Below are 14,846 nucleotides of genomic sequence, written 5' to 3'. Positions count from 1 at the left end.
GAGCTGATTGCGGCAGGAGCTGTGGTCAGGCCATCTCCTCGCCGAGGGGTTGTGGATTGGGTTTGATGCCTTTGTCCTTCGGCCTTCCGGGCGGTGAGAGGAAGAGCGCGACGAATCCGGCGAACAGGGAAATGGAACCGGCCAGTGTGAAGGCCCCGGTGTGGCCCCAGTTGCTCACCACGATGGCGCCCATGCCGGAGCCGAGAAGCCCGGAGACCAGCTTGGAGCTGTAGACCAGGCCGTAGTTGGAGGCGTTGTTGTTCTCGCCGAAGTAGTCCGCGGTCATCGCCGCGAACATCGGGAAGATGGCGCCGCCGCCGAATCCGGAGATGCTGGAGAAGATGAGGAAGAGCGGGAGGTTCTTGATGTCCGCGGACCACAGAATTCCGTACTGCGACAGTCCGAGGATGACGCAGACGAAGATCAGGCAGCGTTTGCGTCCGTAGAGGTCCGATAGCCAGCCGATGACACCTCGGCCCGTGCCGTTGACGATGGCCTTCAGGGACATGGCCGTGGCGACGATTCCGCCGGCGAATCCGGCTTCCTTTCCGATGTCCACCTGGAACGCGATGCCGAAGATGTTCACGCCCGACGTGCACAGTAGACAGAACCACATCAGTGCGACCCGGCCGGTCTGCCACGCCTCCTTGGGCGTGTACTGCCGCACGGCGGGCGGGTTCATCGCAAGCGCGCGCCTGGCCCGCGGGTCGTTCGGCGGCCGCAGCGGATCCACGTCGGCCGGCCACCAGTTCTTCGGCGGGTCCCGGAAGAAGTAGCCGGCCACGGCGACCATCGCCGCCAGGAAGAGGCCGACGGAAACGAGCACCCAGCGGAAGTTCGTCAGGTCCATGAAGCCGGTGAAGATGAACACGAACGGCACCGAGCCGTAGGCGAATCCGCCGTTGACGAATCCGGTCTTTCCTCCCTTTCGTTCGGGATACCACTTGCCGACCATGTTCACGCAGGTCGCGTACACCATTCCGGCGCCCATACCGCTGAACATGCCGAAGCCGATGAAGGCGACGACGACATGCGGCGCGAACGCCAGTGACAGATATCCGAGCAGTGTGCCGAGCGCGCCGCACATCATGGCCCAGCGCGCCGGAAGCTTGCCGCTCTCACGGAGCTTTCCCGCCGGAAAGGCCACCGCGGCCTGGAAGAAGACCCAGACCCCCAGCATCCAGAAGATGGCGGTGTCGCCCCAGGCATGCGCGTGGCGCAGGGTGTCCTCGGCCGACGCGAACGCGTACTCGGCCGAGCTGATGCCCATCATGCCGACCCACGGCAGGATGACCATCCATTTGCGCTTGCGGCCCATGATGTCCACGTCGGTCTCACCGACCCGGTACATCCGGCCGTTCGCGTCCGTCACCTCCCGGTAGGGAACGGGTGTGTGTATGTCGGTTGTCGTCATGTCGGTTCAGCACCCCTTGCGTCGAAAAGATCCTGGCCAGCGCCCCCTGTCCAATTCCTTTCGTGTGCGCACGGGTCCCGGGCCCGGCCGACGCGCACCGCCGGCCGGCCCCAACACCGGTCACCTCATCGACCGCCCCCCAACAGGCCGGCCGCCCGGGCCCACCGGTACTTCGCGCCGAGCGCGGCCACCGGCTTCTCCGTCGTGTACGGATACGCCACGACCCCGCGCTCGAAGAGGTACTGGCAGGCCTCCTCCACCTCGACGTCGCCCGCCAGGGATGCCACGACGGGCTTCTCGATGCCGCGCTCGCGGAACTCCGCGATCACGCGGGCCGTCAGTTCGGCGAAGACCATGGGAGGGGTGACGATGGTGTGCCAGTAGCCCAGGACGAGCGCGTGGATGCGCGGGTCCTCAAGGCCGAGCCGGATCGTCGCCTCGTACGTCGACGGGGGCTCGCCCCCGGTGATGTCGACGGGGTTTCCCGCCGCTCCGAAGGGCGGGATGAACGCCCGGAAGGACGCGTCGAGGTCGTCGGGGATCTCCATCAGGTGCAGCCCGTTGTCGGTCACCGCGTCGGAGAGCAGTACGCCGGAGCCGCCCGCCCCCGTGATGATCACGATGTTGTCGCCCTGCGGGGTCGGAAGCACCGGCAACGCGCGCGCGTACTCCAGCATCTCGTTGAGCCCCGGCGCCCTGATGACACCCGCCTGCCTGAGGATGTCGTCGTACACGGCGTCGTCGCCCGCGAGCGCGCCCGTGTGCGATCCGGCGGCCTTCGCCCCGGCGGCCGTACGTCCGGCCTTCAGGACCACGACGGGCTTCTTCGGGACGGTCGCCTTCGCCGCCTCCACGAAGGCCCGGCCGTCCTTGAGGTCCTCCAGGTGCATCGCGATGCATTTGGTGCGGGGATCCTCGCCGAACCACGTGAGGAGGTCGTCCTCGTCCAGGTCGGACTTGTTGCCGAGCCCGACGATCGCCGAAACGCCCGTCTTCGTGGTGCGCGCGAAACCCAGGATGGCCATCCCGATGCCACCGGACTGACTCGTCAGCGCGACCCCGCCCTTGACGTCGTACGGCGTGCAGAACGTGGCGCACAGGTCCTGCCACGTCGAGTAGTAGCCGTAGATGTTCGGGCCGAGCAGCCGCACTCCGTGCCGCTCGCCGATCTCCACGATCTCGTCCTGGAGGGCCTGTTCACCGGTTTCGGCGAACCCGGAGGGGATCAGGACGGCATTGGGGATGCCCTTGCGACCCACCTCCTCCAAGGCCGACGCCACGAACTTTGCGGGGATCGCGAAGACCGCCACATCCACCTCACCGGGAACGTCCGTGACACTCTTGTACGCCTTGCGGCCCAAGATGTCATCGGCCTTGGGGTTCACCGGATGGATCTCGCCGGAGAAGCCGCCGTCGATGAGGTTGCGCATCACCGAGTTGCCGATCTTGCCCTGTTCGTTGGATGCGCCGATCACGGCGACCGAGCGGGGCTCCATCAACCGCCGCATCGACGTGAGCATCTCCTCGCGCGTGTACGTACGGCGCTGCTTCACGGCTTCTTCGGAGAGGATGACGCGGATGTCCGCGGCGATGGCCCCCTCCGGAGTGGCGATCACCGGGTTGAGGTCCACCTCGGCGATCTCCGGGAAGTCGGTCACCAGTTGCGAGACCCGGCGGATCTGCTCGGCGACGGCCCACCGGTCCACCGCGGGCGCGCCCCGCACACCGCGCAGCACCTCGGCGGCGCGGATCGAGTCGAGCATCGAGGCGGCCTCGTCCGCGTCGACCGGCGCGAGGCGGAAGGTGACGTCCTTGAGGACTTCGACGAGTACGCCGCCGAGTCCGAAGGCGACGACCTTCCCGAACGTCGGGTCGGTCACCGCCCCGACGATGACTTCCTGGCCGGAGGGCAGCAGCTCCTGTATCTGTACGCCCTCGATGCGTGCCTGTGGCGCGTACGCGCGCGCGTTGGCGACGATTTCGCAGAAGGCGGTCCGTACGCCGGCGGCGCCCTCCACCCCGACCATGACGCCGCCCGCGTCGGTCTTGTGCAGGATGTCGGGGGAGACGATCTTCATGACGACGGGCCCTTCGAAGCGGGCCGCGTGCGCCACCGCCTCGTCCACGTCCGTCGCCAGCTCCTCGCCCGGTACGGCGATCCCGTACGCGTCCGCGAGGATCTTGCCCTCCGGAGCCGTCAGCGAGGTCCGTCCCCCGGCCCGCACGGTGTCGAGGAGCGTCCGTACCCTCAGTGCTCGGTCTTCGGCCATCAATCAGATCACTCCGTTCGACTTGAGCAGCCGCAGTTCCTCGTCGCCGAGGCCGAGCTCACCGACGAAGACCTCCGCGTTGTGCTCGCCGAGGAGCGGTGAACTGACCACGTTCACGGGGGAGTCCGACAGCTTCAGCGGGGAGCCCACCGTCGTGAAGGAGCCGCGCTGCGGGTGAGCGACCTCGACGACCATCTCGTTAGCGGCGAGCGAGGCGTCCTCGATGATCTCCTTGGTGGAGAGGATCGGGCCGCACGGGATGTTGTGGGCGTTGAGCCGCTCCAGGACCTCCCACTTGGGGAGCGTGGATGACCACTCCTCGATCAGCTGGAACATCTTGCCGAGCTTGGGAAGGCGCGCCTCCGGAGAGGCCCACTCGGGGTCGTCCGCCAGCTCGGGACGCCCGATGAGCTCGGTGAGCGGCTGCCAGCCGACGGGCTGCACGATGACGTACACGTAGTCGTTCGGGCCGCCGGGCGCGCACTTGACCGCCCAGCCCGGCTGTCCGCCGCCGCTCGCGTTGCCCGAGCGCGGCACCTCGTCCCCGAAGTCGTCGTTCGGGTACTCGGCGAGCGGCCCGTGCGCCAGGCGCTGCTGGTCGCGCAGCTTGACCCGGCACAGGTTGAGCACCGCGTGCTGCATGGCCACGTTCACGCGCTGTCCGCGCCCCGTGTTCTCCCGCTGGAAGAGGGCGGCGAGAATCCCGGCGACGGCGTGGATGCCGGTCCCGGAGTCGCCGATCTGGGCGCCCGTGGCGAGCGGCGGTCCGTCCTCGAAGCCGGTGGTCGACATGGAGCCGCCCATGGCCTGTGCCACCACTTCGTAGGCCTTGAAGTTGGTGTAGGGGCCGTCTCCGAAGCCCTTGATCGAGGCGTAGACGATGCGCGGGTTGATCTCCTGGATGCACTCCCAGGTGAAGCCCATCCGGTCCACGGCGCCGGGCCCGAAGTTCTCGACCATGACGTCGGAGCGCCGGATCAGCTCGGTCAGGAGCTCCTTGCCGCGTTCGGTCTTGGTGTTGAGGGTGATGCTCCGCTTGTTGCAGTTGAGCATCGTGAAGTAGAGGGAGTCGACGTCCGGGAGGTCACGCAGCTGCTTGCGCGTGATGTCTCCGGAGGGCGCCTCCAGCTTCACCACGTCCGCACCGAGCCAGGCGAGCAGCTGGGTGGCGGAGGGCCCGGACTGGACGTGTGTCATGTCGAGGACGCGTACGCCCTCAAGAGCCTTGGTCGTCATCGCGCGGGCTCCTCACTTGTACATGGTCTGGTTCATGGTTCCGGGGGCGTACGCGTCCGGGTCGACCCATACGTTGATCAGCGAGGGCTTGCCCGACTCGCGGGCCCGTTGCAGCGCGGGGCCGATGTCGGCGGGGTCGCGGACCTCTTCGCCGTAGCCGCCGAGCATCTGGGCGAACTTGTCGTAGTGGACGTCGCCGAGGGTGTTGCCGACGCGCTCGCGCTCCTCGCCGTACTTGGCCTTCTGGCCATAACGGATCTGGTTCATCGAGGAGTTGTTGCCGACGATCCCGACGAACGGCAGGTTGTAGCGCACGAGCGTCTCGAAGTCCCACCCCGTCAGCGAGAAGGCGCCGTCTCCGAAGAGAGCCACCACCTCCTTGTCGGGCCGCGCCTGCTTGGCGGCGAGCACGAAGGGGATGCCGACACCGAGCGTGCCGAGCGGTCCGGGGTCCATCCAGTGGCCCGGCGACTTGGGCTGCACGACCTGACCCGAGAAGGTGACGATGTCGCCGCCGTCGCCGATGTAGATCGAGTCTTCGGTAAGGAAGTCGTTGATTTCGCTGACGAGGCGGTAGGGGTGGATGGGCGAGGCATCGGACTTCAGGTTCGGAAGCCGCTTCTCGATCGCCGTCTGTTCGGCGGCACGCAGCTCGTCGAGCCACTCCTTGCGCTTGGAGGCGCCTCCGTTGAGCCGGCCGGACGCGGCCTCGGTGACGGACTTCAGGATCAGCCCCGCGTCACCGACGATGCCCAGGTCGATGTCCCTGTTCTTGCCGACGGTGCGGTAGTCGAGGTCGATCTGTACGACCGTGGCATCGGGGGAGAGCCGCTTCCCGTAGCCCATACGGAAGTCGAAGGGCGTCCCCACGATGACGATCAGGTCGGCGTTGGAGAAGGCGTACCGCCGCGAGAGCTGGAAGTGGTGCGGGTCGCCGGGCGGCAGGGTGCCGCGGCCCGCGCCGTTCATGTAGGCGGGCACGTTCAGGGTCCGCACGAGCTCGATGGCGGACGCGGTGCCCCGCGTCGTCCACACCTGGCTGCCGAGCAGGATCGCGGGCTTCTCGGCGTGCACGAGCAGGTCGGCGAGTTTCTCGACGGCCTCGGGGTCGCCCGTCGAGCGGGTGGAGGCGCGGTACTGCCCGGCCTGCGGCACCCTGGCCTTGTCCACCGGCACCTTGGCGTCGAGCACATCGCGCGGGATCTCCAGGAAGGACGGCCCGGGAGCGCCGTGGAAGCACTCACGGAAGGCCATCGACACCATGTCAGCGGCGCGCGCCGTGTCCGGCACGGTCGCGGCGAACTTGGTGATGGGCGTCATCATGTCGACGTGCGGAAGGTCCTGCAGCGACCCCATCTTGTGCTGGGTGTGCGCTCCCTGGCCGCCGATGAGCAGCATGGGGGACTCCGCGCGGAAGGCGTTGGCGACGCCCGTGACGGCGTCCGTGGTTCCCGGTCCCGCCGTCACCACGGCACATCCCGGTTTGCCGGTGAGGCGCGCGTAGCCGTCGGCCGCGTGGGCGGCGACCTGCTCGTGGCGTACGTCGACGACATCGATCCCCTCGTCGACGCAGCCGTCGTAGATGTCGATGATGTGGCCGCCGCACAAGGTGTAGATGACCTCCACACCCTCTGCCTTGAGTGCCTTGGCGACCAGATGCCCACCGGAGATGTGGGTTTGGTTCGTGTCGCTGCTGCCGTCGGGCATGGCGAAGTCCTGTCCCTTCGTAGGGGAGTTGGAGCGCTCACACGCTGCTCGTAGGTGCTCTCGCGGTAGATTGCATACAGTCGACGAATACTGTATGAAGCTTGTTATCCCGCATCCGGTGGGTGGTGTCCAGGGGGCGTGCGTCACTTTTAGGTGAGGAGCCGGAATGGACCTGTTCGAGCACCAGGCAAGGGAACTCTTCGAGGAATACGGCATCTTGGTGCCGCAGGCGGAGGTCGCCGACACGGCGAAGGAGGCACGCGCGGGTGCCGAGCGCCTGGGCGGCCGCGTCGTAGTCAAGGCGCAAGTGAAGACCGGTGGACGTGGCAAGGCGGGCGGTGTGAAGGTCGCAGCGGACCCGGCAGCGGCAGAGATCACGGCACGCCAGATCCTCGGCATGGACATCAAGGGCCACACCGTGCACAAGGTGATGCTGGCCCAACCCGTGGCGATCGACAGCGAGTTCTACGTCTCGTACGTACTGGACCGCGCGGCGGGACGCTTCCTCGCGATCGCGTCGGCGGAAGGCGGCATGGAGATCGAGGAGGTGGCGGCGAGCCGCCCGGAGGCCGTCGCGCGCGTGGAGATCGATCCGGCGGCAGGAGTGGACGAAGCGAAGGCGGCGGAGATTGCCGCCGCGGCGGGACTACCCGAAGCCACCGCCGACGTACTGGTCAAGCTGTGGCAGGTACTGATCCGCGAGGACGCGCTCCTCGTGGAGGTGAACCCCCTCGTCCGCACCGCCGGGGGAGAGATCCTCGCCCTCGACGGCAAGGTCACCCTGGACGACAACGCCCGCTTTCGCCAGGCACGCTGGGGCGCGGACGACACCGAGCACGCCGACCCACTGGAGTCGGCAGCCGCCTCCAAGGGTCTGAACTACGTGAAGCTCGACGGCGAGGTCGGTGTCATCGGCAACGGCGCGGGCCTCGTCATGTCCACCCTCGACGTGGTCGCGGGCTGCGGGGCGCGCCCCGCGAACTTCCTCGACATCGGAGGCGGCGCCTCGGCCCTGGTCATGTCCGACGGCCTCTCCGTCATCCTCTCCGACCCCGCCGTCAAATCCGTCTTCGTCAACGTCTTCGGCGGCATCACCGCGTGCGACGCCGTCGCCGACGGCATCGTCCAGGCCCTGGAATCGGTCCAGTTGACCAAACCGGTCGTCGTCCGCCTCGACGGCAACAACGCCGTCCGGGGCCGCGCCATCCTCGACGCGCGCGCCCATCCGCTCGTCCAGCAGGCCACCACCATGGACGGCGCCGCACGCCGCGCTGCCGAACTCGCCGGACACACCAACGCAGCCTAAGGAGCCGGGACATGGCGATCTACCTCACCAAGGAGAGCAAGGTCCTCGTCCAGGGCATGACCGGCGCCGAGGGCATGAAACACACCCGCCGCATGCTCGCCGCGGGCACGAACGTCGTCGGCGGAGTCAACCCCCGCAAGGCCGGACGCACCGTCGACTTCGACGACCGCGCCGTGCCCGTCTTCGGCTCCGTCCGCGACGGCATCGAGGCGACGGGCGCCGACGTCACCGTGGTCTTCGTGCCGCCCGCCTTCTCCAAGGCGGCGGTCACCGAGGCCGCCGACGCCGGGATCGGCCTCGCCGTGGTCATCACGGAGGGCATCCCCGTGCACGACGCCGTCGCCTTCCGCGCGTACGCCAAGGAGCGCGGCACCCGTGTCATCGGACCCAACTGCCCGGGACTGATCACGCCGGGGCAGGCCAACGCGGGCATCATCCCCGCCGACATCACCAAACCCGGCCGCGTCGGCCTGGTGTCGAAGTCCGGCACACTCACCTACCAACTCATGTACGAGCTGCGCGACATCGGCTTCTCCACCTGCGTCGGCATCGGCGGCGACCCCGTCATCGGCACCACGCACATCGACTGCCTCGCCGCCTTCGAGGACGACCCCGACACCGAACTGATCGTCCTCATCGGCGAGATCGGCGGCGACGCGGAGGAACGCGCCGCCGCCTACATCCAACGGGCGGTCACCAAACCGGTCGTCGCCTACATCGCCGGCTTCACCGCACCCGAGGGCAAGACCATGGGCCACGCGGGAGCCATCGTCTCCGGCTCCTCCGGCACCGCGCGCGCCAAACAGGAGGCGCTGGAAGCCGCCGGGGTACGGGTCGGCGCCACGCCGACGGAAACGGCACAACTCGTTCTCAACCAGCTAGGGGCGTGATGTCACTCATAGGTGACAGGCCCTGACTGCACTAGCGTCCCCCAGCACACACGCCGGGACCGCGAACCGAGCGGCACCCGCGCGAGCCATGCACCTCCCGCCCCGACTTGTGCACCGTGAGCGGAGAACCCCGAATGGCACCCACCCTCACCAATTCCACCCTCACCACCCCCCGCGTCCTCAAAGCCGGCACGGCCTGGGCCGACGCCTGGCGCCGCTGCCTCGCCGTCGCGCCAGAGGCCTTCCGCGAAGACCGCGTCCTGAACCTCTGGAACGGCACCTGGCAGGCGGACGGCAGGGCCCTGCCCGCCACGTCCCCCGTCGACGGCAGCCCCATCGCGGGCCCGCCCCGCCTGGACGCCGCCACCGCCCACCAGGCCGTACGCGCCTCGCTCGACCAGCACCGCGCCTGGCGCCACGTCCCGCTCGACGAACGGCGTGCCCGCGTAGCCGCCACCCTCGACGCCCTCACCGAACACCGCGAACTGCTCGCCCTTCTCCTCGTCTGGGAGATCGGTAAACCCTGGCGGCTGGCGCAGGCCGACGTCGACCGGGCCATCGACGGAGTGCGCTGGTACGTCGACGGCATCGAGCCGATGATCGAGGGCCGCACCCCGCTGGACGGCCCGGTGTCCAACATCGCGAGCTGGAACTACCCGATGAGCGTGCTCGTTCACGCAGTGTTGGTACAGGCACTCGCGGGCAACGCAGTCATCGCCAAGACCCCGACCGACGGCGGCGTCGCCTGTCTGACCCTCGCGTGCGCCCTGGCCGCGCGCGAAGGAATTCCCGTCACCCTCGTCAGCGGCAGCGGGGGCGAACTGTCCGAAGCGCTGGTCCGCGCCCCCGAGATCGGCTGCGTCTCCTTCGTAGGCGGACGTGACACGGGCGCCGCCGTCGCCACGGCCGTCGCCGACCTCGGCAAGCGGCACATCCTGGAACAGGAAGGACTCAACACCTGGGGCATCTGGAACTACAGCGACTGGGACGCGCTCAGCGCCGTCGTCCCCAAGCTCTTCGACTACGGCAAGCAGCGCTGCACCGCGTATCCGCGGTTCGTCGTCCAGCGCGGACTCTTCGACGAGTTCCTCGCCGCCTACCTCCCGGCCGTGCGCACCCTCCGCGTCGGCCACCCCCTGGCGGTCGAGCACGCCGAAGACCCGTTCCCGCAGCTGGACTTCGGCCCGCTGATCAACGCGGCCAAGGCCAAGGAGCTCGGCGACCAGGTGACGGAGGCGATCGACCGCGGCGCCGTGCCGCTGTACCGCGGCGCCCCGGCCGCGGACCGCTTCCTGCCGGGTCAGGACACGGACGCGTACGTCCACCCCGTCACGCTCCTCAATCCGCCCCCGTCCTCGCCGCTGCACCACGCGGAGCCGTTCGGCCCGGTCGACACCATCGTCCTGGTCGACACGGAGGCGGAGCTGCTCGCTGCCATGAACGCGTCGAACGGAGCGCTGGTCGCCACGCTGTCGACCGACGACACCGCGACGTACGAACGTCTCGCGCCGCAGATCCGTGCCTTCAAGACGGGGCACGGGAAGCCCCGCTCGCGCGGTGACAGGGAGGAGCTGTTCGGCGGGTTCGGCGCGTCCTGGCGCGGCGCGTTCGTCGGAGGCGAGCTGCTGGTACGGGCGGTCACACACGGCCCGGCGCCGGAACGGCCGCCGGGCAACTTCCCGAGTTACCACCTGATGGCGTGACCCTGCGTGCGGTGCGGGTGCTCCCGGCATCCGCATCGCACGCTCGGTAGTCGTCCGCTCGCTCGTTGTCAGACTCCGGATGTCTCGGCGAGGGTCGCCGGGCATCGGCCCGGCGGCGTGCGGATATGCAGGTGAAAGGCACTCCGAAAGCTTGGTATTGTTGTCCATGTCGCCGCGGGGAACACCCCGCGAACGGCAAACACCTAGTCCGGGTGGCGGAATGGCAGACGCGCTAGCTTGAGGTGCTAGTGCCCTTTATCGGGCGTGGGGGTTCAAGTCCCCCCTCGGACACCAGTTGGTCAGCTGAAACCCCTGTTCATCAGGGGTTTTTTGCATTTCCGGGCGCATCGGTCCCCGGGCGGCAGTGGCGTCACGGGCGGCCGTCGGACTGAGACGGTCGTTTCAGCGGTTTTTAAGCCGAGGGTGCCATCGTCTTTACGTCGGTCGTCGACCGCGGACCCGCGAACCGCGGGCCGTGACGGCCGGCGAGGGGAGATACCCATAGCGGCCCAATGGGGGCCGGTGCCCGTTTCCGGTCAGGGGTGCACGCCCCGCGCAGGTTCAAATCCTGCTCTCTCCGCCCGCCACGGCAGCAGCACACTCCCAGCGAAGGGAGCACCGCATGAGCCCCTGGGCACGCACCGCAGTGATCGTGGCGAACGGTCGGGCAGGGGGTGCGGCTTCGATTCCGGTCGCGGACGTCGCCGAGGCGGCCCGGGCGCTCGTCGGAGGGGTGAGCGTGGTCCGCACCGCCTACCCGGGGCACGCCCGGACGCTCGCCGTGAAAGCCACGCGGGACGGCGCGGACGCCGTGCTCGCGCTCGGCGGAGACGGCACCGCGAGCGAGGTGGCGGGCGGCATCGTGGCGGCCGTGGAGGCCGACCCGCGACTCGTCGGCCCGGCCCTGCTCTGCGTTCCCGCGGGCACGGGCAACTCCTTCTACAAGGAGATCTGGCAGGACCGCCCCTGGCGCGAGTCGCTCGCCACCGCCCTCGGCGGGGCGCGGCCGCGCATCCGGATGCTGGATCTGGCGCGCGTGGAGGAGACGCGGGACACGGTTCTGCTGGGCGCCTGCTCCGGCCTCGTCGCCGAGGCGCTGGACACGGCAGCGGGGCTCACGCGGCTCACGGGCCGTGCCCGCTACCAGGAGGCCGTCGCCGCCACCCTGCGCGACTTCGCACCGCACCCGGCCAAGGTCGTCGTCGAGGGCGAGGTGATCCACGACGGCAGCGTGATCCTCGCCAACGTCGGCGGGGGCCGCTACCGGGGCGGCGGGTTCCTCCTGCTGCCCCGCTCGGTCCTGGACGACGGTCTGCTCGACGTCTGCGTGGTCACCGGCGGCCTCGATCCCCGGGAGCTTCCCGGTCTTACCCGCGACGGCCGGCATCTCGAACGGCCCGAGGTGCTCTACCGGCGCGGTCGCCGCATCGAGATCGAGCGCACCGACGGCGCCGCCCTGGCCTTCGAGTGGGACGGCGAGGTCCAGCGCGGGCGCACCCGCTATGCGCTGGACGTCCTCCCGGCAGTGCTGCCGGTGCTGTCCCCGACCGGCCCGACCGGACCTCCGTGACCGTACGCAGGATCACCATTCGTCCCACGTAAGGGGAGTGCTCATGAGCGGAACCGCCGGCGACCGGCAGAACGACCGGCAGACGGACACCAGCGCCTCCTGGTCGTTCCCGATGCGGGGGCGGAACACGTTCACCTGGCAGTACGACACGGATCGGGAGCGCTTGCTGAGCCTCTACCAAAAGGGCAAGGACAAGCAGTGGGACAGTACGAAGCGGATCGACTGGTCCCTGGAAGTGGATCCGTACGACGTCCTCGGCACGCCGGAGAAAGCCCTCGCCCTGTACGGGTCCCGGCAGTACTCCCTGCTGAACCAGCGGGAGAAGCGGGAGTTGCGACGGCACATGGCCGCCTGGGAGTTCAGCCAGTTCCTGCACGGCGAGCAGGGCGCGATGATCTGCTCCGCCCGGATCGTCGAATCGGTGCCGGACATCGACTCCAAGTTCTACGCGGCGACCCAGGTCATGGACGAGGCGCGGCACGCGGAGCTGTTCACGCGCTTCGTGCACGACAAGATCGGCATGAGCTATCCGATCAGCCCGCATCTGAAATCACTGCTCGGGGACGCACTGAACGACTCCCGCTGGGACATGCCGTACCTCGGGATGCAGGTGCTGATCGAGGGCCTCGCACTCGCGGCGTTCGGCATTCTGCGCGACAGGACGGACAAGCCGCTGCCCAAGCAGATCCTCTCCTACATCATGCAGGACGAGGCACGGCACGTGGCCTTCGGGCGCCTGGCGCTGCGGGACTACTACAAGGAGTTGACCCGTCAGGAGATCGCGGAGCGGGAGGACTTCATCGTCGAGGGCTGCTACCTGATGCGTGACCGGCTGGGCATGCAGGAAGTGTGGGAGACGCTCGGCTTCGACATGAAGGAGTGCATGGAGTACATGAACCGGGGCTCTCGTATGCGGGCCTTCCGGTCACGGCTCTTCACCCGGATCGTGCCCTGTGTGAAGGACATAGGGCTGTGGGGGCCAAGGGTCCGGCAGGCATACGCCGACATGGGCGTCCTTGAGATGGCGGACCGTGACCTGCTCAAGCTCATGGAAGCGGACGAGGCGCAGGCGGAGGCGCTGGACGCCGAGCGCCGCGAACTCCGGGAGCGGCAGGATGAAGTCCATCTAGCAATCACCGAGGGGCAGTTCGCCGACACCGACGTCGACACCGGCGGATAGCTCGGATCAAGACGCGGACCGCGACGGACTGTGCCGGACCCGCTCATCGGGACCGGCACAGTCCGCTGCTCGTACGGCTCGGGCGGCTCAGGGGCGGGTCAGCACCAGCACGGCGTTCTGGCCGCCGAATCCGAAGGAGTGGCTGACGGCGACCTCCACGTCGGCGGAGCGTGCCTCCTTGGCGACGACATCCAGGTCGATCTCCGGGTCCTGGCTTTCCAGGTTCGCGGTGGGCGGGATGAGCCCCTGCTGCACCGTGAGGGCCGCGACGGCCGCCTCGATGGCACCCGAGGCGCCCAGCGAGTGGCCCGTGACGCCCTTCACCGAGGTCACGGCCGGCCGGTCGCCGAGCACCCGGCGGATCAGGCGGGCCTCCATCAGGTCGTTGAGGGGGGTCGATGTGCCGTGCGCGTTGACATGGTCCACCGATCGCGGATCGACCCCGGCGTCCTTGAGCGCCGCCCGCAGTGCCAACTCAGCCCCGGCGCCTGATGGTTCGGGCGCGGTGGCGTTGTGGGCGTCGGCCGAAGCCCCGTATCCGCTGATGTGGGCCCGTACGCGCGCTCCGCGGGCGCGTGCGCTCTCCGGGCGTTCCAGAATCAGGACGGCGGCGCCCTCGGCGGGCACGAAGCCGTCGCGGTCGGCGTCGAACGGGCGTGAGGCCGCCGTGGGCTCGTCGCGGCGCCCGGAGAGCGCGCCCATCTGCTGGAAGCCGGAGATGATCGAGGGGATGAGGCAGGCCTCGGTGCCGCCCGTGATGACCACGTCGCAGTGCCCGCCCCGCAGCAGTTCACGCGCCGCGCCCACGGCCGTCGTGCCCGACGCGCAGGCCGTGGCCGTCACGAAGTTGGGTCCGCGGGCACCGAACTCCATGGCGACATAGCCCGCCGACATGTTGACCGCGAGCATCGGGATCAGCAGTGCGGACACCTTCCGCGACCCCTGTTCGAGCAGGACGTTGTGCTGCTTCTCCCAGGTCGAAGCCCCGCCGATGCCGCTGCCGAGCACCACTCCCACCCGTGCGCCGTCCAGGGCCGCCGGGTCGAGGCCCGCGTCCGCGAGCGCTTCGGCCGCCGCCGCGACGGCGAACTGGCTGCTGCGGTCCATGCGCCAGGCCTTGCGCTTGCCGACCGCGGCGGCCGGGTCGAAGTCGGGTACCCGGCAGCCGATGTCGGCGGGGATACCGGAGAGCGCGGGCACCCGCCCCGCGGCCGTGCCGTCCGCGGACTTGATGCGGTCCCAGGACGCGGCGGTGCCCGGGCCCGCGGGGGTCACCATGCCGATGCCCGTGACCGCCGCGTCGTACCGGCCATCGGCCGCTGTCATCGGACGGCGGCCTTGGCTTCGAGTACCCCGGTCGCCTCGGTCATGGTGTTCTTGGCGTTGAGGTCGTCGTCGGTCAGGGTGATGCCGAACTCCTCCTGCGCCGCCAGGGTCAGCTCCACGAGCGCCAGCGAGTCCAGTTCCAGGTCCTCGAAGGTGTTCTCCGGTGCGACTTCGTCGGCCTCGACGCCGAATCCCTTGGTCAGCAGGCCTACGAGACGGTCGTATGTGCTGGTCATGTCGTGCT

General features: G+C 69.0%; 11 protein-coding genes and 2 tRNA genes. 7 read left to right on the top strand and 6 right to left on the bottom strand.

What is annotated here, in order from left to right; genetic code table 11:
- Positions 1-25: 25 nt before the first annotated feature.
- The 4 genes from ACWFR3_RS03260 to ACWFR3_RS03245 all read right to left on the bottom strand — a co-directional run bounded on the left by ACWFR3_RS03260 (position 26) and on the right by ACWFR3_RS03245 (position 6,627).
- Entirely contained in the window at positions 26-1,414 is a 1,389-nt protein-coding gene (locus ACWFR3_RS03260) for an OFA family MFS transporter (protein WP_453732788.1), read from the bottom strand.
- 125 nt (positions 1,415-1,539) lie between these two features.
- Positions 1,540-3,684, bottom strand: coding sequence for an acetate--CoA ligase family protein (locus tag ACWFR3_RS03255; protein WP_453732787.1), 2,145 nt, complete (start codon positions 3,682-3,684; stop codon positions 1,540-1,542).
- A gap of 3 nt (positions 3,685-3,687) precedes the next feature.
- A complete protein-coding gene (gene frc / locus ACWFR3_RS03250; RefSeq protein WP_453732786.1) occupies positions 3,688-4,920 on the bottom strand; it encodes a formyl-CoA transferase in 1,233 nt (410 codons plus the stop codon).
- Between the two features lie 12 nt (positions 4,921-4,932).
- Positions 4,933-6,627, bottom strand: a complete 1,695-nt coding sequence (locus ACWFR3_RS03245; RefSeq protein ID WP_453732785.1) for a thiamine pyrophosphate-binding protein — start codon at positions 6,625-6,627, stop codon at positions 4,933-4,935.
- Between the two features lie 166 nt (positions 6,628-6,793).
- On the opposite strand from ACWFR3_RS03245, the gene sucC reads away from it, so the two are divergent.
- The 7 genes from sucC (at position 6,794) to ACWFR3_RS03210 (ending at position 13,276) form a co-directional block, all read left to right on the top strand.
- Positions 6,794-7,933, top strand: coding sequence for an ADP-forming succinate--CoA ligase subunit beta (sucC, locus tag ACWFR3_RS03240; protein WP_453732784.1), 1,140 nt, complete (start codon positions 6,794-6,796; stop codon positions 7,931-7,933).
- An 11-nt stretch (positions 7,934-7,944) separates the two neighbouring features.
- The gene (sucD, locus tag ACWFR3_RS03235) at positions 7,945-8,823 is read left to right on the top strand and encodes a succinate--CoA ligase subunit alpha (RefSeq protein WP_453732783.1); all 879 of its coding nucleotides are present in this window, start codon (positions 7,945-7,947) and stop codon (positions 8,821-8,823) included.
- A 134-nt stretch (positions 8,824-8,957) separates the two neighbouring features.
- Positions 8,958-10,526, top strand: a complete 1,569-nt coding sequence (locus ACWFR3_RS03230; RefSeq protein WP_453732782.1) for an aldehyde dehydrogenase family protein — start codon at positions 8,958-8,960, stop codon at positions 10,524-10,526.
- A 206-nt stretch (positions 10,527-10,732) separates the two neighbouring features.
- Positions 10,733-10,820 (top strand) — tRNA-Leu (locus ACWFR3_RS03225).
- Positions 10,821-11,015: 195 nt separating this feature from the next.
- Positions 11,016-11,106, top strand: a tRNA-Gly gene (locus ACWFR3_RS03220).
- A gap of 42 nt (positions 11,107-11,148) precedes the next feature.
- Positions 11,149-12,096, top strand: a complete 948-nt coding sequence (locus ACWFR3_RS03215; protein WP_453732781.1) for a diacylglycerol/lipid kinase family protein — start codon at positions 11,149-11,151, stop codon at positions 12,094-12,096.
- Positions 12,097-12,139: 43 nt separating this feature from the next.
- Positions 12,140-13,276, top strand: a complete 1,137-nt coding sequence (locus ACWFR3_RS03210) for a ferritin-like domain-containing protein (protein WP_453732780.1) — start codon at positions 12,140-12,142, stop codon at positions 13,274-13,276.
- Positions 13,277-13,363: 87 nt separating this feature from the next.
- Here ACWFR3_RS03210 and ACWFR3_RS03205 read toward each other — a convergent pair whose 3' ends face one another.
- Both ACWFR3_RS03205 and ACWFR3_RS03200 read right to left on the bottom strand, forming a co-directional pair.
- Positions 13,364-14,602: a beta-ketoacyl-[acyl-carrier-protein] synthase family protein gene (locus tag ACWFR3_RS03205; RefSeq protein WP_453732779.1), complete on the bottom strand. Its 1,239-nt coding sequence runs from the start codon at positions 14,600-14,602 to the stop codon at positions 13,364-13,366.
- Positions 14,599-14,838: a phosphopantetheine-binding protein gene (locus tag ACWFR3_RS03200; protein WP_453732778.1), complete on the bottom strand. Its 240-nt coding sequence runs from the start codon at positions 14,836-14,838 to the stop codon at positions 14,599-14,601. The genes ACWFR3_RS03205 and ACWFR3_RS03200 overlap by 4 nt, the downstream gene beginning before the upstream one ends.
- Between the last annotated feature and the right edge of the window lie 8 nt (positions 14,839-14,846).

This window comes from Streptomyces sp. NPDC055189, from assembly GCF_053606765.1.
This window is presented reverse-complemented; position numbering and strand designations above follow the sequence as displayed.

What these genes read in the sequence shown, in the direction of transcription:
- ACWFR3_RS03260 (WP_453732788.1), bottom strand. Translation starts at nt 1,414, where the DNA reads ATGACGACAACCGACATACACACACCCGTTCCCTACCGGGAGGTGACG.
- ACWFR3_RS03255 (WP_453732787.1), bottom strand. Translation starts at nt 3,684, where the DNA reads ATGGCCGAAGACCGAGCACTGAGGGTACGGACGCTCCTCGACACCGTG.
- frc (WP_453732786.1), bottom strand. Translation starts at nt 4,920, where the DNA reads ATGACGACCAAGGCTCTTGAGGGCGTACGCGTCCTCGACATGACACAC.
- ACWFR3_RS03245 (WP_453732785.1), bottom strand. Translation starts at nt 6,627, where the DNA reads ATGCCCGACGGCAGCAGCGACACGAACCAAACCCACATCTCCGGTGGG.
- sucC (WP_453732784.1), top strand. Translation starts at nt 6,794, where the DNA reads ATGGACCTGTTCGAGCACCAGGCAAGGGAACTCTTCGAGGAATACGGC.
- sucD (WP_453732783.1), top strand. Translation starts at nt 7,945, where the DNA reads ATGGCGATCTACCTCACCAAGGAGAGCAAGGTCCTCGTCCAGGGCATG.
- ACWFR3_RS03230 (WP_453732782.1), top strand. Translation starts at nt 8,958, where the DNA reads ATGGCACCCACCCTCACCAATTCCACCCTCACCACCCCCCGCGTCCTC.
- ACWFR3_RS03215 (WP_453732781.1), top strand. Translation starts at nt 11,149, where the DNA reads ATGAGCCCCTGGGCACGCACCGCAGTGATCGTGGCGAACGGTCGGGCA.
- ACWFR3_RS03210 (WP_453732780.1), top strand. Translation starts at nt 12,140, where the DNA reads ATGAGCGGAACCGCCGGCGACCGGCAGAACGACCGGCAGACGGACACC.
- ACWFR3_RS03205 (WP_453732779.1), bottom strand. Translation starts at nt 14,602, where the DNA reads ATGACAGCGGCCGATGGCCGGTACGACGCGGCGGTCACGGGCATCGGC.
- ACWFR3_RS03200 (WP_453732778.1), bottom strand. Translation starts at nt 14,838, where the DNA reads ATGACCAGCACATACGACCGTCTCGTAGGCCTGCTGACCAAGGGATTC.